The organism is Flectobacillus sp., assembly GCF_049240685.1.
Taxonomy (GTDB): Bacteria; Bacteroidota; Bacteroidia; order Cytophagales; family Spirosomataceae; genus Flectobacillus.
In genome coordinates, this window is record NZ_JBMLSD010000327.1 from 1 (window position 1) to 23,154 (window position 23,154).

General features: G+C 37.2%; 16 protein-coding genes. 7 read left to right on the forward strand and 9 right to left on the reverse strand.

The genetic code is table 11. The features are described from left to right. Positions 1-604: 604 nt before the first annotated feature. Entirely contained in the window at positions 605-790 is a 186-nt protein-coding gene (locus tag ACOVQ4_RS14815; RefSeq protein WP_421821405.1) for a hypothetical protein, read from the reverse strand. A 30-nt stretch (positions 791-820) separates the two neighbouring features. Here ACOVQ4_RS14815 and mog point away from each other — a divergent pair, with 30 nt between their 5' ends. After that, positions 821-1,351, forward strand: a complete 531-nt coding sequence (mog, locus tag ACOVQ4_RS14820) for a molybdopterin adenylyltransferase (RefSeq protein WP_421821406.1) — start codon at positions 821-823, stop codon at positions 1,349-1,351. Positions 1,352-1,987: 636 nt separating this feature from the next. Here the strand turns inward: mog and ACOVQ4_RS14825 are convergent. Next, positions 1,988-3,067, reverse strand: coding sequence for a helix-turn-helix transcriptional regulator (locus ACOVQ4_RS14825; RefSeq protein WP_421821407.1), 1,080 nt, complete (start codon positions 3,065-3,067; stop codon positions 1,988-1,990). Between the two features lie 134 nt (positions 3,068-3,201). After that, positions 3,202-4,824 carry a S8 family peptidase gene (locus ACOVQ4_RS14830; protein ID WP_421821408.1) on the reverse strand — a complete coding sequence of 541 codons (1,623 nt, stop codon included), beginning with the start codon at positions 4,822-4,824 and terminating at the stop codon, positions 3,202-3,204. 1,042 nt (positions 4,825-5,866) lie between these two features. Between ACOVQ4_RS14830 and ACOVQ4_RS14835 the strand changes: the two genes are divergently transcribed. Both ACOVQ4_RS14835 and ACOVQ4_RS14840 read left to right on the forward strand, forming a co-directional pair. Beyond that, positions 5,867-7,126, forward strand: coding sequence for an MFS transporter (locus tag ACOVQ4_RS14835; RefSeq protein ID WP_421821409.1), 1,260 nt, complete (start codon positions 5,867-5,869; stop codon positions 7,124-7,126). Positions 7,127-7,298: 172 nt separating this feature from the next. Beyond that, positions 7,299-8,444 carry a MalY/PatB family protein gene (locus ACOVQ4_RS14840; RefSeq protein WP_421821410.1) on the forward strand — a complete coding sequence of 382 codons (1,146 nt, stop codon included), beginning with the start codon at positions 7,299-7,301 and terminating at the stop codon, positions 8,442-8,444. Between the two features lie 119 nt (positions 8,445-8,563). Here ACOVQ4_RS14840 and ACOVQ4_RS14845 read toward each other — a convergent pair whose 3' ends face one another. From ACOVQ4_RS14845 to ACOVQ4_RS14855, 3 genes are all read right to left on the reverse strand, one after another. After that, positions 8,564-9,286, reverse strand: a complete 723-nt coding sequence (locus tag ACOVQ4_RS14845) for a sulfite exporter TauE/SafE family protein (RefSeq protein ID WP_421821411.1) — start codon at positions 9,284-9,286, stop codon at positions 8,564-8,566. A gap of 233 nt (positions 9,287-9,519) precedes the next feature. Then, complete coding sequence (locus ACOVQ4_RS14850; RefSeq protein ID WP_421821412.1) at positions 9,520-9,969, reverse strand: FixH family protein; 450 nt, start codon at positions 9,967-9,969, stop codon at positions 9,520-9,522. Between the two features lie 123 nt (positions 9,970-10,092). Beyond that, positions 10,093-10,545 (reverse strand): hypothetical protein, encoded by a 453-nt coding sequence (locus tag ACOVQ4_RS14855; RefSeq protein ID WP_421821413.1) that lies wholly within the window; start codon positions 10,543-10,545, stop codon positions 10,093-10,095. 118 nt (positions 10,546-10,663) lie between these two features. On the opposite strand from ACOVQ4_RS14855, the gene ACOVQ4_RS14860 reads away from it, so the two are divergent. Beyond that, positions 10,664-13,606, forward strand: a complete 2,943-nt coding sequence (locus ACOVQ4_RS14860) for a DNA polymerase III subunit alpha (protein ID WP_421821414.1) — start codon at positions 10,664-10,666, stop codon at positions 13,604-13,606. Positions 13,607-13,630: 24 nt separating this feature from the next. Further along, positions 13,631-14,755, forward strand: a complete 1,125-nt coding sequence (locus tag ACOVQ4_RS14865; RefSeq protein ID WP_421821415.1) for a vWA domain-containing protein — start codon at positions 13,631-13,633, stop codon at positions 14,753-14,755. 145 nt (positions 14,756-14,900) lie between these two features. Here the strand turns inward: ACOVQ4_RS14865 and ACOVQ4_RS14870 are convergent, their stop codons facing one another. Beyond that, positions 14,901-15,902, reverse strand: coding sequence for an aminodeoxychorismate synthase component I (locus ACOVQ4_RS14870; RefSeq protein WP_421821416.1), 1,002 nt, complete (start codon positions 15,900-15,902; stop codon positions 14,901-14,903). 146 nt (positions 15,903-16,048) lie between these two features. After that, positions 16,049-18,685, reverse strand: a complete 2,637-nt coding sequence (gene alaS / locus ACOVQ4_RS14875) for an alanine--tRNA ligase (protein ID WP_421821417.1) — start codon at positions 18,683-18,685, stop codon at positions 16,049-16,051. Positions 18,686-19,044: 359 nt separating this feature from the next. Between alaS and ACOVQ4_RS14880 the strand changes: the two genes are divergently transcribed. Then, positions 19,045-19,395, forward strand: coding sequence for a MerR family transcriptional regulator (locus tag ACOVQ4_RS14880; protein ID WP_421821418.1), 351 nt, complete (start codon positions 19,045-19,047; stop codon positions 19,393-19,395). Positions 19,396-19,466: 71 nt separating this feature from the next. Then, a complete protein-coding gene (gene dprA, locus ACOVQ4_RS14885; RefSeq protein WP_421821419.1) occupies positions 19,467-20,576 on the forward strand; it encodes a DNA-processing protein DprA in 1,110 nt (369 codons plus the stop codon). Here dprA and ACOVQ4_RS14890 read toward each other — a convergent pair. Next, positions 20,573-22,375, reverse strand: coding sequence for a histidine kinase dimerization/phosphoacceptor domain -containing protein (locus tag ACOVQ4_RS14890; RefSeq protein ID WP_421821420.1), 1,803 nt, complete (start codon positions 22,373-22,375; stop codon positions 20,573-20,575). The genes dprA and ACOVQ4_RS14890 overlap by 4 nt on opposite strands. Positions 22,376-23,154 lie beyond the last annotated feature (779 nt).

Below are 23,154 nucleotides of genomic sequence, written 5' to 3' on the forward strand. Positions count from 1 at the left end.
GCTACCGGCTTTCAGCTTTGGGCATTCGGCAGAAAAATATCTTTTATTACTGAAACAACTATTTAGCACTCTTTGCCTTGTGCCTGTTGCCTTGTGCCTGTTGCCTTGTGCCTGTTGCCTAAAACCTAATTATTGAACGAGTGAGTAATTATATAAAAAAGGCTTTTTCAATAAATTTTGTAACAAAATCTATCTTATTTTCCTTTGTAAAAGCTCCGTAGGAGCGACAGTTTGGTAGCAATAATTTTTGAGAATAACCTTTTTTGAGCGCCGTAGGTGCGACAGAATTCAAGATAGTTATCTGCCTGTCGCACCTACGGCGCTCTTTTAATAGGTCAGCAAATAAATTCCCGACTACCAAACTGTCGCTCCTACGGAGCTTATGAAAAAATCCTAATAAATAGGTATCTCCTAATTACTGGACAAAACAAGAAAGTGAGATTCAGGTATATAGCCTTTTTCACTGTTTTTTAAAAAAACAGTTTTAAACTGTTAAAAAATCAGTCCAAGATTAAGTCTTGAACTAGAGAACTTAATTTAGTCTGATAATCAGGTTATCCAAATTATGCAATCCATAAAGCATTGACTATAAGACATTTGTAAATCAATGGTCTTTATTAAACTTTTTCATAGCAAAATATAATCCTAAAAGAATCATTCCGAAAAAGACGAAGGTCATGATTTTTTCCAAACCATCTGGTAACTTTGATTGTAAGTATAGCATATAACTGGTTGTTGAAAGTAACAAATACTGATTTTCAAAAATACTCAAGCTACCTTCAATATCCATATTTTATTTTCTAAAACATTAAATAATAACATGTCTCAAATCAAAATTGGTGTAATAAACGTTTCGGATCGTGCTAGTGCTGGTATCTACGAGGATATTCCGGGCAAGGCAGTCGTAGAAACCTTGAAAGAGTACTTAGTTTCTGAATTTGAAACAGTCTATAAAGTGATTCCCGATGAACAAGAGCTCATTGCGGAATCTTTAATTTATATGGCAGATGTCGAAAATTGTTGCCTAATTGTAACTACAGGGGGCACAGGCCCCGCCAAACGAGATGTAACACCCGAGGCTACAGAAAGCGTATGCGAAAAAATACTACCGGGCTTTGGTGAGCTGATGCGAATGGAAAGTTTGAAATATGTTCCAACTGCTATTTTATCAAGACAAACTGCTGGCATAAGAGGTAAGTCTCTCATTATCAACCTTCCTGGCAAACCTAAAGCTATTCGTCAGTGTTTGGATGCGGTGTTTCCTGCGGTACCCTATTGTATTGACCTTATTGAAGGACCATACCTGATTTGTAATCAAAATGTAATAAAGGAGTTTAGACCCAAAGGATAACTCGCTGAGTTGCAAAGCCGTTTGGCCGAGGGTCTCAAAACTAATATGAAGATTACTAATTAAGTTATTACGCAAAATAAAGTTTAAGATTGTGCTTTAAGCTTTCAGGTATCGGCTTTCGGCGGTGGGCTTTGGGAAAAATGCATGTACGTGGTCGTGAAATGCATATTTAGTAACCATAAATACGTTTTTGCCGAATGCTCATAGCTGAAAGCCCAAAGCTCAAAAATTAAATTTTATTTTGAGTACTAACTTAGGCATTAGCCCTAGGACAAAAGCAGAGCTGTGCTTATCAAAAAACATGTTAAAACTTTTTGCCTAGTGCGTAAGACACAAGCTTAAATCTAATTTTGCACTCCAACTCATATCCTCCTCAGTAAAAAAACATGAGTCATCACAAATTTTAAGATTGGGATTATCCTTCATAATTTTCATAAAAAAGGGGTCGGAATATATTTCCCGACCCCTTTTTTGAAGCTATCATGCTAGATTTACTTGGTTTTAGACGCAAGCATTGAGACGCAAGCATTGCGTCTCTACTGGGAGAATCTAAATTTTAACATAATCCCCCATTTGCTAAATCGCTAAATTACGGATAACTCATGTTTATCTTATTTAGTATTGTATTTTGTAGCCTCAAATCCTTCCTAATTCTGTTTTTAAATCCTCTACTAAATCTTTGATTCTATCAAGAGAAGGTTGCGGTTCAGGCATTTGATAACTGAGATATGCTACACATTCCCAAATTTCGAGAATGTCTTTGAGACTAATTTCACGACTTGAAATAGTTGTTTTGTCCGAACTGAGTAATAAAGTACCTTTTATTTTTGCTTGGCTATATACTCTACGGTATAAAATACCATGTTGAGGTGCCACAATTACATAGTGTTGACCATCCTTGATGTCTGACCAATCTTTAATTTGACTTCCTACAATGATTGAATTTTCCAAAACAAAATCATCTCCAGATTCAAATGCACGGCAATTGGCAGACTGAATATTGGGTATTAGCATACTTGGCAAAGACGCAATATAGTCTGTTCGTTGACATTTGCCTGTATAATCGTTGACGGCCTGCTTGGTTACAAACTTAATAGCACCAGCAAGAATTGGTTGAGGAGATGGTTCTACCGCAGCATGAGAAGTTACCGATGGATTTGGGGTAGATGGTAAATTAGGAATCAAAAATTGTTTATCTACCTCGCCAGAATGGTATTTTTTGGGGACTACCCTTTGGGATACAAGATTAACTTGATTATCTGTACGATAATATTTCTCAACAACCCTCTGAATTGGGACTACGGAAACTGGCACCGAGGGCTCAGCGGGAGTTACTGTAGGTGCGCCTTGATAAAAGCTTTGAATAGGATTTACAGAAGACGTGCTTGTTGGGAAAGCATTGGCAATAATGGAGCCTACCGAGCTGGGCTCAGTTTCTTGAGAACCTGTCGACTTATACGGATTAGTCCCATTCGAAGACATACCTGCAATACCTGGTGTATCTCTAATTTTCCGAATATCCGTTTTAATCAAAGCATCTACAGAAGTACCAAAAACCTGTGCAATCATCTTGAGATTTTCAAGATTAGGATTAGCACGCGCTTCTTCATAAGCGCCTAGCAACGAACGCTTTATACCAATCCTTCGAGCAAATTGCTCTTGGGTGAGCCCATTGAGTCGGCGGAGATATTTGATATTATTACTTACAATCGACATGATTTTTTCCTTTCTGCACTGATTTACCTGTTCCTAACTATCTTTATTTTTGCAATGAAATTTACGAGATAAATCGAAAAAAATCCAATGATTTCCTCAGTAAGCATCAAAAATCATACAAAAAGTCATATCTCTTAAGGTTGATACCCCTCTTCCAGCATTCGAATCGCACTGTAGGCATTCACAACCCCTCCTGTTATAGAAAGTTTACTAAACTCCACCAAATCACCTGTGCCTGGCTGGGTAACTTTGGTGTGAGGCATTTTGGTGGCAGAATGTAAAATTACCTTTTTGATTTGTTTGGCCGAAAGCTCAGGATAATAGCTTTTTATCACCGCTGCTAAACCAGTTACCACAGGAGCAGCCATACTTGTACCACTCAAATCTTCGTATCTTGAACCAACCACAGTAGATTTTAAATCAACCCCTGGTGCAAATACATCCACGGTTTTGCCACCATAATTAGAAAACTCCGCAATTGCGCTTGGCGGTTGAAGCCAGCTTGTGGCACCTACTTCTATCCAGTTTTCGGCAAACTTACCATCTAGGTATTTCTTGGATGGAAAATTATCGTTTATGTCAATATTTTCATTTTCATTTCCAGCTGCATGAATCAGTAAAACATCCTTGGACTCAGCATATTTTACCGCATCATCCACGGCCGCTTTTTGAGGTGAAAAAGGTTTTCCAAAACTCATATTGATAATTTTTGCCCCATTGTCTACTGCATACCGAATCGCATTAGCAACGTCTTTATCTCGCTCGTCTCCTTCTGGAATAGCACGTAAAATCATCAGCTTTACATCACTGGCTACACCCAAAATCCCTAAAGAATTTTTACGGTTGGCAGCTATAATACCTGCCACGTGAGTTCCATGGCGAGCGTCTGGGCCTTTTACTTCATTATTGCCATAATTGTGATCATTGAGGTTATCGACATCATCCCCGATAATCTCCTGACGGGCGTTATAATTAAGATTAATACCATATTTTATTTGAGCATCGTAGTAATCAAAACCTTCTTTCAATGATGCCTCATCTTGACCAACTTTTGCCAATACTTCGTACATACGCTTGGCTGCCTTTACTTCCTCTGGTGCTCCTATTCCAATCATGGCTAGCTCGGCATTGCCTACGCTTTGGGAACTCGTGTAGTCCATGATAGTCTTTTTGGCCTCTACAAACTTGCTGTAAAGTTTTATTACGAAAGAACCTTGTTCATTGAGTTCTTTCAACTTTTGGTCATATTTATATTTTACTTTTTTGTAAATATCATATTCTGAACGTTGTTTGGAAGATAGGCTAACGATTTCTTTTTCTCGAAAACTGCCAAACTTAGCTTTTAGTCGGGCGTACTCGCGCGTTAGCTCCATATTTTCTCTCTCCAAATCATTGCCATTGGCATTTCCCAAAAAATCCCAACCGAAAATATCATCTACAAAACCATTATGGTCATCATCAAGGCCATTATTAGGAATTTCGTTGGGGTTTATCCAAATATTGTCTTTTAAATCTTCATGATTAATATCTACCCCAGAATCAATAATAGCAACCACTACTGTTTTAGATTTCTTCTTGTTGAGGTATTCGCGATATGCCTTTTCAGTGCTTATTCCTAATACACCATCTTGTTGAAAATCCAAATTAAACCAATTATCGGGAGCTTTAGTAAAAGACGATTCGAGGTACTGCGCCGATGCAGAACCTATCAATGAAAAGAAAAGAGCTGTAGTTAAGGCAATTTTTGATTTAAACATATACTATAACAAATTGGAGTCTGTGATCCACTACTTTAAACGGCTTAGTTGGATAAGAGTTTAAAACTAAGGTCGAGAGAAGTTTTTTTATCATGTAGCTAACAGATACCAAACAAATATGAACCTTTTCCAGAGCGATGTTTTGGTTTTATGTAAAAGTCTGGATGCTGAAGGTTCGAAATAAGCAGGGTAGTTTTATGCAAAACTAAGAAAATATATTCGATTCTCAAGAATTTAAAGCGGAGTATTAAATAAGAGAATAAAATTAGAGGTAGGTTGTGTATTTTAGGCAATCAGCTTTGGGCTTTAGGCTTTCGGCAAAAACATTAGTTAATGCTCAAAATAAAATTTAATTTTTCAGGCAATGGCTTTAGGCATTAAGCCGTAAGCAAAAAAAAAGGCGTTTTTTATGAATTAATAAAGACTTTTGGGATATGTCCTAAATCCTAGTACCTAAATTTTATTTTGTGTAAGTAGGAAAACGTTATTAGTTAAGAGCATATTGGTTATCTGAAGATATTCACAATCAAAATGTTACAGTCAATTTTCACCTCTGTTATACTATTAATTTAATCTTTCCCACTAAGTAACAAAACGTTACCAATATGCAGTATATTAGTTAGTATAGTTCATAAATAATCAAAAGGTTAATCTCAAAGGCTGATTACTGGACAAAACGAGAAAGCGTTTCTTAGGTGTTGGGTCTTTTTCACTGATGATTTTAAAAACAGTTTAAAACTGTTAAAAAAATGAGTCCAAGACTAAGTCTTGAACTAGTATCTTCAAATTTGTCCAGTAATCAGTCTCAAAGGTAAAAGTTGAAGATAACCTTATGATTATATTATCAATAACTGATATACTGTTAACTGATAACGTCTCTTTACTTACTTAATTAATTATACATCGTTATTTAACACTCTTTGTCTAGTGCCTGTTGCCTTGCGCCTTCAAGACAAAACTTAAAAAAGATTCTGGAACTTGAGGATATCTTTTTTTGTATTAAATGTATATACAATAAACTTCAACATGCTCAATTGTGCCTATGAAACATCTTTTACAGCATTGGTGGATTCAGAGATATTACCCTTTTCTAATATGCTTTTCTGGATTAGTGATTTTGGTGGTGGTCAATGGGCTTACTTCTACTACTATTTCAGTATTTGATAGGGTGTTGCTTAATGAGTTTCAATGGTCTCGCTCCGAATTAAAATTGAGAGATTCTATTCCGAATGCCACCGCATTTGCTTTGATTTTCTTATCGGGTACATTGATTGATAAGTTTAGAGTAAGAAGATTATTACTAACAGGAAGCCTAATCCTGAGTATAGCCTTGTACTCTTACAGTTTAATCCATTCAAAGTCACAAGCTTATTTTATTCACTTTTTATTTGGTATTGCTTACTCGCTTTCTGGTTCTGTATCTGCCATTATACTAGTTTCAGGTTGGTTTCAAAAGCACAAGGGACTAGCTTTAGGAATCACACTTGCGGGAACGAGTTTAGGAAGTTTTCTTTTTCCTAATCTAATACAGCATTGGTTAGATTTATGGGGGTGGCGAAGTACATTTAGGCATTTAGCTATTTTTCCTATGGTACTATTTGCTTTTATTTTTCTTTTTGTAAAAAGTACCCCTTCCGAACTAGGACTCAAGGCTTTTGGAAGTGAGTCAGAACCTCAAAAAAGTGACATTCCTTTACAAGAACCGTTAAACGAGGGCATTAGCTTTGAAAAAGCTTTACAAACTCCTACCTTCTGGTTGATAAGTATTTGTGGCTTTCTCACATTTTATGGTTTGCTTGGGGTTGTAGCCAACCTATTTCTTCACATCACAGATTTAGGTTTTTCGGCCAAAGATGCCACTTTTGCCCTAACACTCTATTTTGGAGTAGCCTTTGGGGGCAAATTACTCATTACCTCATTATCAGATTTTTTCAATACACAGCGAGTATTCACACTCTGTTGTTTGCTGATGACTGTATCTGTTTTGGGTTTTACTACACTAAACAAAGATTTCATTTTTTGGGCAACCGCAGGAATGGCGCTTAGTTGGGGAGGCATTTATTCTATGTATAATGTACTTACTATCAAAACTTTTGGCTTAAAATCAGCTGGAAAAATCAATGGTACCATCAATATGTTTGAGTCGGCTGGTGCATTTTGTGGACCAATTTTCACAGGTTTTATTTATGACAAAACGCATTCTTATCAGATAGCCTTTTTGATTATTACTTGTATTATGGGTTTTGCCACCTTACTTTCATTTTTATTTTCTCCACCCAAAAACACACTCCCATCCACCTAATTTTAGTCTTTTTCGAATAAAATCCAGATAGTCTTGGTCAGTTTTTTATCTTTGTTGAGTTATAAAAACGAATTTTTCTGATAGCATTATTGGATTTGGGTATTCGCCACAGTCATTGGCTCATGCTCAAAAACTATTTATCCGATTCAGACCATAACCATACCTAGCTTTTATGTTCAATTTTGACGAAAACATCATCAGACGAAATACTGACTCCACTAAATGGGACTTTAATAAAGATCCAGAAAGTGTAATTCCGATGCCTGTGGCCGATATGGACTTTCGTTGCCCAGAGCCCATTATCAAAGCCATGTTAGAAGTAGCTGAGCATGGCGTAATGGGGTATTCTTTTGTTCCGCAGGAATTAAAAGACTTATTTACGCAAAGAATGAAAGACCTGTACAACTGGCAAATCAAGGAAGAGTGGCAGGTTTGGATTCCAGGTTTGGTACCAGGTATTACCACAAGCTACAAAGCCATTGGCCAATCGGGTGATGAGGTAATGACTACCGTACCTGTTTATGGCCCCTTTCATCTTGCCCCCACTTGGGCCGATCGAAAACTTGTTTCTGTACCGCTGTTGTTAGAGGATGAACGTTGGATCATGGATTTTGAGGCTATCGAAAAAGCCATAACCCCACGTACCAAAGTTTTTATGCTTTGTAATCCATACAACCCTGGGGGGACAGTTTTCAGACCCGAGGAACTACAGAAGTTGGTTGAGATTTGTCAAAAACATCAAATCGTGATTTGTTCGGACGAAATTCATTGCGATTTGATTTTGGAAGAGCACCTTCGTCATACTCCAACAGCAAGTTTGAGTCCTGAAGCAGAGCAAATGACCATCACGTTAATGGCGCCTAGCAAAACATTTAATATTGCTGGTTTGGGTTGTTCTGTGGCTATTATTCCAAACAAAGCCTTGAGAGATAAGTTTAATGCAGCCAAAGCGGGCGTTTTTCCTGAATTAAACCGTTTTGGTATACGAGCTGCCTACGCCGCCTACAAGGAATGTGAGCCTTGGCGACAAGCTTTGGTAAAGTACCTAAAAATCAATCATGACCTCTTGTATGATGCGGTAAATGCTATTCCTGGGCTCAAAATGAATAAATTGGAGGCTACTTATTTGGCTTGGATTGACGCAAGAGAAACTGGAATTGAAAATCTTGCTGAACATCTCCTTAAATTTGGCCTAAGAGTAGTGGATGGTCCTGTGTTTAAAGGACAAGGCTTTTTCAGAGTCAACTTTGGGTGTACCAGAGCAACCCTCGAAGAGGGAATCAAAAGAATTCAAGAAGCGTTTGCAACTGAAATTTAATCGAGCGATTGTAGATTGGGGATTTTGGAGAAAAGAACCTATTTCTTCATTTTTCCCAAAAAAATTGAGATTTAGTGTCTGATTAATCTAAAAGATTGGCATTACACTAAATCTCTTTGTTATTTAACCATACTTTGCCCATGGCAAATAGGGATTTCTTTCGAAGCAGGATTTTTATCAAAATAGGGGCTCAAGTACGGAATTCCCAGATTTAATCCTCTCAATACAAAAAAAACAGCAAGCAAAAAGGTATATACAGGAACAATTTTCTGAAATTTTAAGCGAAAAGTACCTTTCAACAAATGTGGTAAATAACTTGCCAACAGTAGCGCGGGAACTGTTCCCAGCCCATACATCAACATATAGATACTCCCCTGTACGGGCGTAGAGGTTGCCGCAGCTCCTGCAAGGGCAATGTACAATATTCCACAGGGTAAATACCCATTTAATACACCTAATGTAGCAAAACCCAAAAGAGATTTTTGATGTATCACTTTTGAAAATAATTGCTTCAATCTTCTCCACAATCCCTGCATACTCGATACGCCAATATTGTGCTGAAAATATACCAACGTCAGCATTACCAATCCAATCGTGATAGATAGCCACTGCTGCATACCTGCCCAGCGCATCCCCCAACCAAAATAACCAAACACATACCCAAGACTACCATAGGCCATTAGTCTTCCTACATGGTAGGTTATCCGAGCTATCAAGGCTCTACTTGAACTCATCCCGCCGATGGGTAGTGCCACAGCAATAGGTCCGCACATACCTACACAATGAAAACTCCCGACAAAGCCTGTAATTAATGCGACCGAAAATAAGGTTGATGACAACATACTTATGAATGCTGAATTTTGAATTATCCTTTGGGTTACTCTACACAGCGTCTATAAGTACCCATTTTTCATTTAGGTTAACACGCAAAATAAAATTTAATTTTTAAGCTTTGGAACTTCAGCTTTGGGCATTAGACAAAATATGTCTACTGTTACAAAAAAACAATTCAACATGCCTTGCCTTAGGCTTGCTGCCGAAAATACCCAAATAAAATCTAATTCTGCACGGCAACTTACTTTATCACGACTTCTTCTTCCAAATAATACTCTTCTCGACCATCTGTCCAAGTAGCTTGAATTTTCCAAAGCCCCTTTTTAAGATTGGTGGTTGGTATAGTCACAAGAGAGTTGCTCTGTGTAAGTACAGGAACAGTAAAGTCTAGATTTTTGTCAGAAGGTCTGAAAAAAGTTACCTCACCTTTTTTCACCGAAGTAGGCAAGGCAATTCGAATGATTTGATCTGGAACCGAATAAGTCATTGACGATTTTTGCTTTAGTTGTGAAGTATGATTGATTCTTTCAATTTGCTTTTGATATACTTCTTCTTGTTGATAATAATTATCGGCCACTAAATCGACTCTTTGTGATATCATCTTATAGACCATAGTACCGATAAATCCAGCAAAAACTACAAAGGACAGAACAATTGCGCTACCCCAATTTAATGTATTCGAACGTGTCATAACTCGTGTGTTTAAATCATAAAATCAAAAAGGGTAATCTTAAACCCTTGGTTCAAAATTACCCTTCCTTAGTCCTACAAATAATGATTTTTGTTAGTTATCAAAATGAGTTTTCCTCAAAACTTACTTCTTTACTACCTTCAACGTCAATTCTCCCAAATATTTCTTATCAACTATCAGCAACAAAAATGGACGCATGCTAAAAGTGAGTTTTTTGCCCCATTTTTCTTCGTAGGTTAATAGTAATTTTTTGGGGCCTGTTTTCGTCAAACTCAGGGCTTTGTAACTCAAATCAATATCAGAAGCTTGTTGAAAAATAGCAATAATGAATTCTTTCTTAAAATTGATGGGGGTTGGTGTTCCTTTGGGACCCATGACGGTTGCCATGCCAAATATTTCCGAAAACTTCGATGCATCTGTAATGATAGGATTGGCAAGTTTATCTTCGCTAAAGGTATTTTTAATAAAGTAATTATCTCCTGTGCGGTAAGGAATCCTTTGGGTCTGGGCAATTGCCCCAAAGCTCGACAGCAATACAAAAGACAGAGTTACAAGCAATTGAATTTTGTTTTTCATAAATATTTTTGAAAAGAGTGAAAAATAGAGACTAGCCTTTGAAAGCCTGATTTGCAATTTATACGTATTTTTAAAGAAAAGTTATTGAAGCTCGAAAACTAATTTTGTCAACTGATTTATGTATCTCAACTGCCATACTTATTACAGCCTACGTTATGGCACCATTGCTATCCCGCAACTGGTAGAAAAAGCCGTATCGCTGGGTATTAAACAGTTGGCCATTACCGATATTAATCTCACTTCTGGCGTTTTTGATTTTGTAAAAGAATGTGAGAAGTATGATATAAAACCCGTGGTTGGCGTAGAATTCAGAAATGAAGATGAGCTTTTGTATGTCTGCTTGGCTCAAAACCATGACGGTTTTGCTGAGATAAATCGATATCTGAGTAAATACAAGCTTTTGGAACAGCCTTTTCCCGAAAAATCTCCCAAATTCAAAAAGGTAGAGGTGATTTATCCATTTTCTAAAAAACATCTTGCCTCGTCTGATAACTGGATTGGGGTTGGCATCAATGACGTAACTAAACTTTGGCAATATCAGGAAACTGTCGAACAGATGGTTGTTTTACAGCCTATCACTTTTTTGAATAAAATAGGTTATAATACTCATCGACTCCTTAGAGCGATAGATAAAAACACCCTATTGAGCAAGCTACACCCTGATAGTCAAGCCGATACGAATGAATCGTTTTATGAACCTGAACAACTACAAGTCATTTTTAGAGATTATCCAATAATCCTTTCAAACTCAAACAAAATTTTATCACGTTGCAGTTTTGAGTTTAATTTTTTAGAAAATAAAAATAAATTACTTTTTACTAATTCAAAACTAGAAGACTTAAAGCTACTGGAGCAATTAGCTCTCGAAGGATATACCTATCGCTACGGAGAAAATGCTTTGGCACTTGAGCGAATTAGTAAAGAGCTCATTGTAATTTCTCAACTCGACTTTAGCTCTTACTTTCTTATCGCATACGATTTAATCAAATTCGCCAAAAGTAAAGGATACTTTCATGTTGGAAGAGGGTCTGGAGCAAATTCGATTGTGGCTTATTGTATTGGAATTACGGACGTGGACCCTATCGAATTAGATTTATATTTTGAAAGATTCATCAATCCACACCGCACAAGTCCTCCCGACTTTGACCTTGACTTTTCTTGGGATGAGCGCAACGAAATTATTTCCTATATTTTTGAAAAATATGGTGCCGACTATGTCTGTCTGCTGGCTACTTATGTCACTTTCAAACAACGCTCTGCCTACAGAGAGCTAGCCAAGGTATTTGGCTTACCCAAACACGAAATCGACGCACTAATCAATCCTGAAGGTAGCGATTATGCCAACATTACGGCCGAGTCACTCGGCGAATGGGGTCATTTGATTATCAAGTATGGCAATTTAATTCAAGATTTCCCCAATTATCTGAGTATTCACGCGGGAGGTGTTTTGATTTCAAACAAACCACTTTACTATTATACAAGCCTCAACCCCGTTCCGAAAGGATTTCCGATTTGTGAATTCGACATGTATGTAGCTGAAGAAATTGGTTTTGCCAAATTTGATATTCTCTCGCAACGAGGTCTGGGGCATATCAAAGAATGTGTCGAAATTGTCAAAAAACAAAAAGGTATCACAATTGATATACACGCTATTCAGGCCTTTAAGAACGATGCCAATATCATCAGGCAATTGAGCTCTCACGAAACGATGGGATGTTTTTATATAGAATCTCCCGCCATGCGACAGTTGATTTGGAAATTGCGCTGTCAGGACTACCTTACACTTGTGGCAGCAAGCTCAATTATACGTCCAGGCGTAGCGAGTTCGGGTATGATGCGGGCGTATATCGAGCGTCATCATAATCCTACCAATTTTGAATATATACATCCCAAAATGAAGGAACTCCTGAAAGAAACCTATGGAATCATGGTGTATCAGGAGGATGTAATAAAAGTAGCACATTATTTTGCAGGCTTGAGCCTTGCCGAGGCCGATATTCTCAGAAGAGGCATGTCAGGAAAGTTTCGTTCAAAATCCGAATTTCTGAAAATTGAAGAAACATTTTTCCAAAATTGTAAAAACTACGGTTATGACGAGGCAATAACGAGGGAAGTTTGGCGACAAATCGAGAGCTTTTCGGGCTATTCTTTCAGCAAGGCTCATTCGGCGAGCTATGCGGTAGAAAGTTACCAAAGTTTATACCTCAAAACCTATTATCCCTTGGAATTTATGGTGGCTGTTATCAATAACTTTGGAGGATTTTACAAAACAGAATTCTATTTACATGAAGCCAAAAGATATGGCGCAACTATAGAGGCTCCGGCACTCAATCACTCCAGCCTAATGACGTCGTTGGAAGATAGCACCATTTGGATTGGATGGATACACATCAAAAATTTAGAAAAAAAGGTTATCGAACAGCTTTTAATTCAACAGAGGCTCAAACCATTTTCGAGTTTTGAAGATTTTTGCCAAAGAGTACCCATTTCGCTCGAGCAACAAGTGCTGTTAATACGATTAGGAGCATTTAGGTATATTAATCCTAACAAAAAAAAATTGCTTTGGGAAGCTCACCATCGAAATACCCAAAGTCGAAAAAAGGAGATTTTCAACTCATTTCTCTTTGAAATCAAGGAGGAAAACTTATCTCTTCCACAGCTCGATTACCAACCTATCGAAGATATTTACGATACCATTGAAATATTGGGTTTTCCTTTGGCTCCCCCTTTTTCAATTCTAAAAAATCCTATAAAAAGCGAAACCCGGGTAAAAGACTTTTCTAAAAATATTCATAAAATCATAGTTATTTTAGGATATCTGGTTAATGTAAAATACACCCGAACCACCACACAGGAAAAAATGGCTTTTGGTTATTTTATTGATGAAGACGGCGATTATTTTGATACAGTACAATTTCCCAAAACCCTTAAACAATTCCCTTTTCAAGGTTCGGGAGTTTATTTGTTAAAAGGTAAAATTATTGAAGAATTTGGGCACCATGCCTTACAAATTGACTATATGGAAAAGCAGGCCTTGGTTCATGACCCCAGATTCGCTTAACGTAAACCGAAAAACTCTTAAAAAATGATAGATAGAAAAACTACCCTTTCGGAAAATGTAGTTGCCTTTTGTAGATTTCTCAGACAACACGGTTTTATGATTAGTGTGCAAGACGAAGCCACAGCCTTAGAAGCCCTCAGCTATATTTCTTACCAAAATAGACAAGAGTTTCAAACAGCCTTGGCCATTACGCTTGTTAAAAAAGTACAACAATTAGACCTTTTCCAACGACTATTTGAAGATTATTGGAAAGAGCTTGAAAAAGCCCTAGACTCAAAAATCAAAGAGGCAAAAAGTAAGTCAAATCGCCCTGTCAAAAGCGATGAACAAGCTTTTAATTCGCTAAAATCTTGGCTCAATGGCAATCGTCAAACCAACGAAGAGCAAATGGCCTCTTACAGCCCTATTGAGAGTTTTGGACAAAAAGACTTCGCCAATATCCCTTCAGACCAAATAGAGGATATGATGACGAGCATTCAAACGCTCTCTCGAACGCTCGCGAGGGCGATGGCACGCCGTGAACAATCGACAAGAGCTAGAAAACAATTATATTTTTCAAGAACCATTCGAAAAAATATGCGCAGCGGCGGCGAGTTGATTGAATTAGCCTTCAAAAAACCCAAAAAAAATAGGTTGAAACTGGTTTTACTCTGCGATGTAAGCAAATCTATGGATTTATACTCATCTTTCTTTATTCAGTTTATGTACGCCTTTCAGAAAGTATACCAAAAAATTGAAACCTTTATTTTTAGCACTCAAATAGCACGTATTACAAACGAGCTAAATACCCATCACTTTGGCGAAGTAAAAGCAAATTTTTCGGAAAAAATCAAAATTTGGTCAGGTGGAACAAAGATTGGTGAGTCATTGAGTCAGTTTAATCAGGAGTTTGGGAAAAGATACGTCAATCATCAAACGGTAGTCATTATTTTATCAGACGGTTGGGAAACGGGTAATCTTGAAGTATTAAGCCGTGCCATGGAGACACTTCATAAACAGGCCCATAAAATCTTGTGGCTAAACCCTTTGGCAGGAAACCCGAACTTTCAAGCAAATACTTTGGGTATGCAAGCAGCAATGCCTTTTATCAATCATTTTGCCCCTGTTCACAACCTCGAAAGTCTCAAACAATTGGGAAAATTGATTTGATGATTGGGTGTTTTTAGAAACTATAATTGAGCGAATGAGTGATTATTTTTAATAGATATTTTGAAAAAATCACTCATGTACTCAATCACAACTCAGTCAACTTGGCATAACTCATGTAGTACTGTGACGATTATTAGACAAAAAACTATTTTGACAAATAGACTTTATCGATTAATTCTTGATATTCAGATTCGGCATTGGCAAAAACAGTTATTCCTCCTCCGCTTTTAAAAAGCATTCCTTGCGGCGTATTTTCAATAAAACGAATCATCACAGCGCTATCGAGGTTTTCACCATCAAAAATACCAAAAACACCTGTATAATAACCTCTATCATATCCTTCAGCTTCTTTGATTACTTCAATTGTTTGAGGCTTGGGAGCTCCCGTAATCGAACCAGCAGGAAGCATTTTGAATAGCAAAGAACCTATCTGTTCGGTGTAATTATCGGGTAGTTTACCACAAATCTCAGAGCTTACCTGTAGTAAGTCACCTTCGTTGGTGGCTACTCTATCGATATATCTAAAACGCTCGACCCATACTTTTTCGGCTACCATACTGATATCATTTCTGATTAAATCCACAATGGTGGCATGCTCGGCCAACTCCTTTTTATCCTCCAAAATAATATTTTCGGCATCAGGAATATTGGCAGAAATAGTCCCTTTCATCGGATGCGAAGAAATGATACCTGATTTTATTTGTACAAAAGTTTCGGGAGAAAATAAAACAAACTGATTTTTGAATAACAGTTGATAGGCCGCTTTACTTCGTTCAAAAATCTCTCTCAAAGATAAATTTACTCGAATCGGGGTCGGTTTTGTGAGATTGACCAGAAAACTATCTCCCCTTCTCAAATGGTTCTGTACGAGGGTAAATGCACCTTGGTATTCCTCGAAACCTAAAGGATATTTTTCAAAAATTATTTCTGTGTTCTCCTCAGCTTTAGATTTGAAAGCATAATTCGTTTTTTCTCCAATTTTGTAGAATATTTGGTGTTTCTCAACCTCCTCCAAGGCCAGAACCAAAGGCTTTTGCATCAAATAATCAATCACAAAAAAGAAAGGTTTGTGTGATTTGCCTAATTGATTCATTCGCTCAATGGCAACCATCGCCGCTGGGGAAAGTGAATATTTTTTATACTGCATAATTAAGAATGAATGATGAAGAAAAACAAGTGTTCTGAGTTCTCTTTTTAAACAAAAAAATTAGATTCTTTTCTCCCTAGTGGAATAAAAAAATCACCCCTCAAGAAAGGTTCCTGAGGGGTGAGAGAACTTCTATTTTAAAAAGCTTATGCGTTTACAAAAGTTTTACCTTTTTCTATCGCTTTTGCTAGTCCGCTTACATCCGAGCCACCCGCTGTTGCAAAGAATGGTTGGCCACCGCCTCCGCCTTTTACTTCTTTGGCCAATTCACGAATGATTTGCCCTGCATTTAGGCCTTTTTCTGCTACCAAATTATCGGCAATCATTACTGCTAATTGTGGTTTACCAGCGATTTCGGCACCTAATACACAATACAAATCGCCAACTTTTGCTTTCAATTCATAGGCTAATTGCTTCAAAGCATCCGCCGAGCCAACTTCTACAACTTCAATAATCGCGTTGATGCTTCCGTAAGAGACGATTTTATTTAACAAACGTTCTTTGGTTGCTTGCAGTTTCTCTTGCTCGAATACTTCGATTTTTTTCGCCAAAGCATTCTTCTCTTCCAACAATGAGGCAACTGCTTTAACTAAGTCTTTTGGCGCTTTCAACAATTGATTCAATTGGTCAAGAATAGCCTCTTGTTCACGAAGAATTTCGAATGCTTTTTCTGATGTTACTGCCTCAATACGACGAACACCTGTCGCCACCGAAGTTTCAGTGATAATCTTAAACAAGCCAATATTACCTGTTGCAGGCACGTGTGTACCTCCGCAAAGTTCTACCGAATAGTTTTTATCAAAAGTAATAACACGAACGAAATCACCGTATTTTTCACCAAACAAGGCCATAGCCCCACGTGATGTGGCTTCGGCGATAGGAACGTTGCGTTCTTCGACCAAAGGAATATTTTCACGGATTTTTTGGTTTACAATTTCCTCCACCTGAGCAATTTCCTCGTCGGTAACTTTCTGGAAATGAGAGAAGTCAAAACGTAAAATTTCGTTATTGACTAATGAACCTTTTTGGTTTACATGACTACCCAAGACTTGCTTAAGTGCAGCCTGCATCAAGTGCGTAGAAGTGTGGTTGTTGTTGGTCAACTTTCTACGTGCTAAATCGATACTTGCTTTTACTGGTTCGTCAGAAACTAATGATTCAAAACGCTTGTCGCTGATAAAATGAACGATAAGGTCGTTTTCTTTTTTGGTATCCACTACTTCAATAGCAACCCCGCCAAAACTAATCGTACCTTTATCTCCAACCTGACCACCTGATTCGGCATAGAAAGGCGTTTTGTCCAAGACCACTTTATATTGTGTACCTTGTTTGTTTTGAACTTTTTGGTACTTCACAACTGAAGAAACCGTTTCGAATTCGTCATAACCCACAAATTCAATTTTGTCTACTTCTTGCAAAATCACCCAGTCCTCAGCGGAAGTAGAAGCATCCTTGCGTGAACGTTCTTTTTGTGCTTGAAGGGCAGCTTTGTATCCTTCTTCATCGATTGACAAACCGTTTTCACGAGCAATAAGGGCTGTCAAGTCAACAGGAAAACCGAAAGTATCATTCAACTCAAATACCTGCTCGCCATTGATAACAGTTTGATTATTAGCTTTTAAATCAACCGTGATTTTGTCTAATAATTTCAAACCATTCTCAAGCGTACGCAAGAAAGAGTTTTCTTCTTCCAAGATAACCTTTGCTACGAAATCCTGTTGAGAAATCAATTCTGGGAAAACACCGTCGAATTGCTCGGACAACAATGGAACAATTGAGTGTAAAAACGGCTCACGGAAACCTAAATAAGTATAACCGTAACGCACCGCACGACGCAAAATACGACGAATTACGTAGCCAGCTTTGTTATTTGAAGGCAATTGACCATCAGCAATCGCAAAGGCAATAGCACGAATGTGGTCGGCAATTACACGAAGTGAAATATCCGTCCATTTGTCTTGGCCGTATACCTTACCAGCCTTGTCAGCAATAAGTTTGATGGTACCTTGGAAAACATCCGTATCGTAGTTGGATTGTTTGCCTTGGATAGCCATACACAAACGCTCAAAGCCCATCCCTGTATCTACGTGCTTCGATGGAAGTGGCACCAACGAGCCATCAGCCATACGCTCAAACTGCATGAATACGTTGTTCCAGATTTCTACCACTTGAGGGTGATCGGCGTTTACCAATTCTTTTCCAGATTTCAATGCAACCTCATCGGCATCACGCAAATCGATGTGAATTTCGGAACATGGGCCACACGGGCCAGTTTCGCCCATTTCCCAGAAATTATCCTTTTTATTTCCTAGAATAATACGTTCTTCACCAACGATAGCCTTCCAAATATCCCATGCTTCTTGATCAAAAGGAACACCATCTTTTTCGTCGCCTTGAAAAACCGAAACGTAGATACGATCCTTCGGCAACTTGTATATTTCTGTCAATAACTCCCAAGACCAAGCCAAGGCTTCTTTTTTGAAATAGTCGCCAAAAGACCAGTTACCCAACATCTCAAACATGGTATGGTGGTATGTGTCAAATCCTACATCTTCAAGGTCATTATGTTTTCCTGAAACTCTCAAACATTTTTGTGTATCGGCAATACGCTTAGAGGGCGGCGTTCCGTTACCTAAGAAAAAATCTTTGAATTGAGCCATACCCGAGTTGTTGAACATCAAGGTTGGGTCATTTTTGGCTACTAATGGAGCTGAAGGAACAATTAAGTGACCTTTCGATTCAAAAAAGTCCAAGAACTGTTTTCTAATTTCTCTGGAAGTCATTGGTAATTATATGGTTATGTCTCGTGCAAAAAACTTTAATTTTAGCATTCTTCACACTAAATATTTTTTTGTACAAATTAGATTCCTGATTTTTCGATAAAAATTTTATCTTTGCTTAAAATCATTTTTTTGCAAAATTAGTTGTTTTCGAGCTCAAGAACGATAATTTGAAAAATCATTTTAACGATTTATCATACAGCACTACCTAATACTATTATTAATTTCTCATTATCAAGCACTTAGCCACCAACTAAAAATCAACACCCTAATAGTTTTGTAATAAAATTTTTACTTTGAATTGAGAGATAACACAGCAGTTGTATTGTAGGATCCTAAGTTTCTCTCGATTTTTGAATATTATGCAACAAAATCTTACTAAACGTTATTATTCCATATCGGAAGTGGCTAACATGTTTGGCGTAAACATTTCGAAGTTACGCTATTGGGAGGATCACTTTCCTACTATCAATCCAAAACGAGATCGTGCTGGAGATAGGAAATATACCCCTTATGATATTAGTCAAATTCAAGAAATTTTTACATTGATAGAAGAAGAAGGTCATACGCTTGAAGGCGCAAAAAATGCTCTGGAGAAAAAAAGAGCCAGAAAAAATGCCAATCAAAATGTAATTGACACCTTACAAGGGCTTCGCGATTTCCTCAAAAAGGTTCGTGATTCGCTCGACGAAGGCGATGACACTTCTTTATAGTTCACTATACACACACAAATGACTACTTGAAAACTCGGTTCGAGTTCTTAATCTTTTTCTATACCATAGTTATGAATTACGCTTCAGAAAAGGTATTTCAAGTAGGATTGTCCCTTATTCCAAAAATTGGAGATATTTTGATTAAACAGTTGGTAAGCTACTGTGGTTCAGCTCAAAGTGTGTTCAATACTCCAAAATCCAAACTTCTCAAAATTCCAAATATCGGAGAAGTTCTTGCCCAAAATATCGTAAAACAAGATGTCTTGAAAAGTGCCGAAAAGGTAGTAAAAAAGGCTGAAGGAGAAAAAGTGCAGATACTTTTTTATTCAGACTCCAACTATCCCAAACGTCTCAAATCGCTATATGATGCCCCTTGTGTGCTGTATTTTAAAGGTAATGACAAAACATTGAACCCCAAACGAAGCATCGCTATTGTTGGTACTCGTCAAATGACCGATTACGGCAGGTCAATTACCGAGCAAATTGTGTCTGAGTTAAAAACCTTTGATTGTGTATGCGTGAGTGGTTTGGCTTATGGAGTAGATATATGTGCACATAAGGCAAGTTTACAACATCAAATACCGACCATCGGAGTAATGGCCAACGGCATCGATAAAGTATATCCTTCACAGCACAAAGCAACCGCCCAGTTGATGCAGCAGCAAGGGGGAGTTATGAGTGAGCATCCTTTTGGGGTTGAGCCTGAATCTCCCTATTTTCCGAGGCGAAATAGAATCATTGCAGGCTTGGCAGATGCTACCATCGTAGTGGAAGCAGCCATAAAAGGGGGGGCATTGATTACAGCAGAATTCGCCAACAATTATCACCGAGATGTGTTTGCTGTTCCGGGACAATTAGGAAAAAGTCATTCGGAAGGCTGTAATTTGTTAATCCGAAAAAATAAGGCTCAAATTTATACACAAGTAGAAGACATCGTAGAATCCCTAAATTGGGATTTAATCAAAAATCATGAATCGATGGTAAAAGCCATCGACTTTTCGGGATTGAGCACAGAAGAGAGCCAAATACTCGCACTATTGCATCAAAAAGGAGCCTTACAAATTGATGAAATCAGTTGGCAATCGCAGATTGTTATGGCGCGCTTGGCCTCTCTTCTGTTACATTTGGAGTTTCAGGGTTTGGTAAAGGCCTTACCAGGTAAAAAGTTTAGTTTGGCTTAAGCTGCTTTATTTTCTTTCAAAATTTCTAATTCGAAAACGGTTCCGCCATTATTCTCTATTTTGTACTTACCCGATACCTGTTTGCTTAACGAAATAATCAATTGTTTACCAAATGAACGACGGCCTTTAGTATTCCATTTTTCGAGGTCAATGCCTACGCCATTGTCTCTTACTTTGAGATACACCTCCTCGCTGGCTTTGAATGTAATTTCGAGCATCGGATTAGGAATTTCTTTATAGGCATACTTAAATGCATTAGTAACCAATTCGTTTAGAATTAAACCTATAGGTATCGCCAAATCTACATCTATGTCTGTCTGCTCTATGTCGAGCTTCAATTCAAAATTTTGTGAATTAAAACCATAGCTTTCCATAATATTTTCAACCAAATCAGTAATATATTCCTTAATGTTTAGCGAGGTAATATGATTGGTTTGATAGAGCTTTTGATGAATGAGTGACATCGCCTCTACCCGTTTTTGTCCAGTCTGTACTGCCTTGATGGCATCCTGATCTGTTAATCCATAGGTTTGGAGATTTAGTAGACTAGCCACAATCGAAAGGTTATTTTTTACCCTGTGGTGTAATTCCTTCATCATCAAAACTAGTCGGTCTGATTGTTCTTGTATTTTTGAGTTTTGTTCCGTTAGCAATTCGTTGTTTTTACGAATGATACTATTTTTTCTAAAAACCATTACCCAAGCAAAAATCAGGACTATAATTAGGGCCAAACCCGAAAATATAACATTTAGCTTATTTCTATTCTGAAAATCTAATTCCTTAATTCTTGTTTCCTTTTCGATGGTTTTATTTTTTTCCTCTAACTCAACAATTTTGGATTTAATTTCTAAATTGGAAATACTATCGTTGATGGCTACTTTGTTTTGATAAGCTTTATAGGCTTGTTCCCAAAGCTTTTGAGCCTCATACATTTTGGATAAAATCTCGTAAGCATCGGCCTGAAAATACTTTCTTTCGGCAATACCTTTGGAATAGTCGATACCCTTCCATGCAGCACTGATACCTTGTTTATAGGCTTTTTTTCCGTTATAAGCCCAAGCCAAGTTGATGTAAATAGCAGCTAAGCTAAAGCTATCTGCCTGCGCTACTTTTAGGCTCAAGGCCTCTTTATACTTTTCTATTGCCTCGTCAAACTGTCCTAGATTTTTGTGGTGAATACCTATATTTACAAGTGAAGTTAAGTAATCATCGTCTAGTTTTGCCGATTTGAGGTACTTCAAACCAATAATCCCTAGCTCTAGGGCTTTTTGCGATTGCTTCCTTTTGTCGTAAACAATACTTAAACTATTGTATGAAAAAGCAATTAACCTATTATTATTGATTTCTTTTCCAATTTTTTGAGTCATCAAAAACATTCTTTCTGCTTCGTCTAATCTCTCCTGACGTTCAAAAACATTGCCTAGTTGTATGTAGGTAGTGGCTATCCAATATTTATTTCTTGATATTTTGAAATAATTCAATGCTTGATTAAAGCTCTCAAGGGATTTGACATAGTCTTCGGTTCCAAAGTAAGATTTTCCTAAACTGTAGTAGATATGAGCTGAGAGGGTGTCTTCTTCTAAGTTTGGAATATAGCTTAGCGCCTCCCGCCAAAGTTCTATTTTTTTCGTCTCGTCTAACTTAGAGCGCTTTACCGATTCAAAAATTTTCTTACTTTTATTAGAACCAGCTGGAAGTTTCTCCCAACTCTCTCGCATTGCTTCGAGACTTTGTCCATTAGACCAATTACTACAGAAAATAAGGATAGTGGCAGTAAGTACATTAAAGATATTTTTCATTGTGTGTTAATATCAGATAATAGAGAATTGTTTTTAAATAGTGATGAGGTGGTTTACCCTCTCTCCTTTTTTATGAGAAATTAATTTTATTTAAGTTCGCACGCAAAATAAAATTTAATTTTTAAGCTTTGGGCTTTCAGCTATGGGTATTTGGCAAAACATATCTATTGTTACTAAAAAACAATTCCACACGCTTTCCCAATTGCCTGTTTCCTAAAAACTTAAATCAAATTTAATTCTGCGCTATTAAGTAGAAAGACGTTATTCGTAAATAGTACATTAGTTATCGTAATGTATTTATAATCAAAAGGTTAACCTTGGCTTTTACTTTTAAGATACTATTGATTTAATCTTTCTTGTTACTTACTTATAGAAAAACAGAATAGATGTGTTTTTTAGGAAAGAGCTTCAATCTTGCCTTATGCCTAAAGCCTCTCAAACACCTATCTGTTTTAGTGTAACAACTAATCAAAATTAAGTACTAAGATGTTTGCAACCTATTCGAACTTATTAAATGGTATTCATTTAGGGTTGTGGATTGATAATAAAGGTACAATATTTTAAGGAAAGCAATTATTGTGGGTAAAAAGCAAGTAAGCACTGAGGTAGGTTTAATTATTCCAATATGTGAATTGTCTTCGAAATATAAATAAAAAAAGAATGTTGAGCTTCAAAGTATATTCAATTTTTGTATTTAAAGTTAAAGAGCAAAATAAAATTTAGGTTTTCAGGTATTAGCCCCAAGGCAAAAAGTTTTGAAATGTTGGTTGATAGCCACA

What these genes read in the sequence shown, in the direction of transcription:
- ACOVQ4_RS14815 (WP_421821405.1), bottom strand. Translation starts at nt 790, where the DNA reads ATGGATATTGAAGGTAGCTTGAGTATTTTTGAAAATCAGTATTTGTTA.
- ACOVQ4_RS14840 (WP_421821410.1), top strand. Translation starts at nt 7,299, where the DNA reads ATGTTCAATTTTGACGAAAACATCATCAGACGAAATACTGACTCCACT.
- ACOVQ4_RS14890 (WP_421821420.1), bottom strand. Translation starts at nt 22,375, where the DNA reads ATGAAAAATATCTTTAATGTACTTACTGCCACTATCCTTATTTTCTGT.
- ACOVQ4_RS14830 (WP_421821408.1), bottom strand. Translation starts at nt 4,824, where the DNA reads ATGTTTAAATCAAAAATTGCCTTAACTACAGCTCTTTTCTTTTCATTG.
- ACOVQ4_RS14835 (WP_421821409.1), top strand. Translation starts at nt 5,867, where the DNA reads ATGAAACATCTTTTACAGCATTGGTGGATTCAGAGATATTACCCTTTT.
- ACOVQ4_RS14850 (WP_421821412.1), bottom strand. Translation starts at nt 9,969, where the DNA reads ATGACACGTTCGAATACATTAAATTGGGGTAGCGCAATTGTTCTGTCC.
- ACOVQ4_RS14855 (WP_421821413.1), bottom strand. Translation starts at nt 10,545, where the DNA reads ATGAAAAACAAAATTCAATTGCTTGTAACTCTGTCTTTTGTATTGCTG.
- ACOVQ4_RS14860 (WP_421821414.1), top strand. Translation starts at nt 10,664, where the DNA reads ATGTATCTCAACTGCCATACTTATTACAGCCTACGTTATGGCACCATT.
- ACOVQ4_RS14870 (WP_421821416.1), bottom strand. Translation starts at nt 15,902, where the DNA reads ATGCAGTATAAAAAATATTCACTTTCCCCAGCGGCGATGGTTGCCATT.
- mog (WP_421821406.1), top strand. Translation starts at nt 821, where the DNA reads ATGTCTCAAATCAAAATTGGTGTAATAAACGTTTCGGATCGTGCTAGT.
- dprA (WP_421821419.1), top strand. Translation starts at nt 19,467, where the DNA reads ATGAATTACGCTTCAGAAAAGGTATTTCAAGTAGGATTGTCCCTTATT.
- ACOVQ4_RS14865 (WP_421821415.1), top strand. Translation starts at nt 13,631, where the DNA reads ATGATAGATAGAAAAACTACCCTTTCGGAAAATGTAGTTGCCTTTTGT.
- ACOVQ4_RS14825 (WP_421821407.1), bottom strand. Translation starts at nt 3,067, where the DNA reads ATGTCGATTGTAAGTAATAATATCAAATATCTCCGCCGACTCAATGGG.
- ACOVQ4_RS14845 (WP_421821411.1), bottom strand. Translation starts at nt 9,286, where the DNA reads ATGTTGTCATCAACCTTATTTTCGGTCGCATTAATTACAGGCTTTGTC.
- alaS (WP_421821417.1), bottom strand. Translation starts at nt 18,685, where the DNA reads ATGACTTCCAGAGAAATTAGAAAACAGTTCTTGGACTTTTTTGAATCG.
- ACOVQ4_RS14880 (WP_421821418.1), top strand. Translation starts at nt 19,045, where the DNA reads ATGCAACAAAATCTTACTAAACGTTATTATTCCATATCGGAAGTGGCT.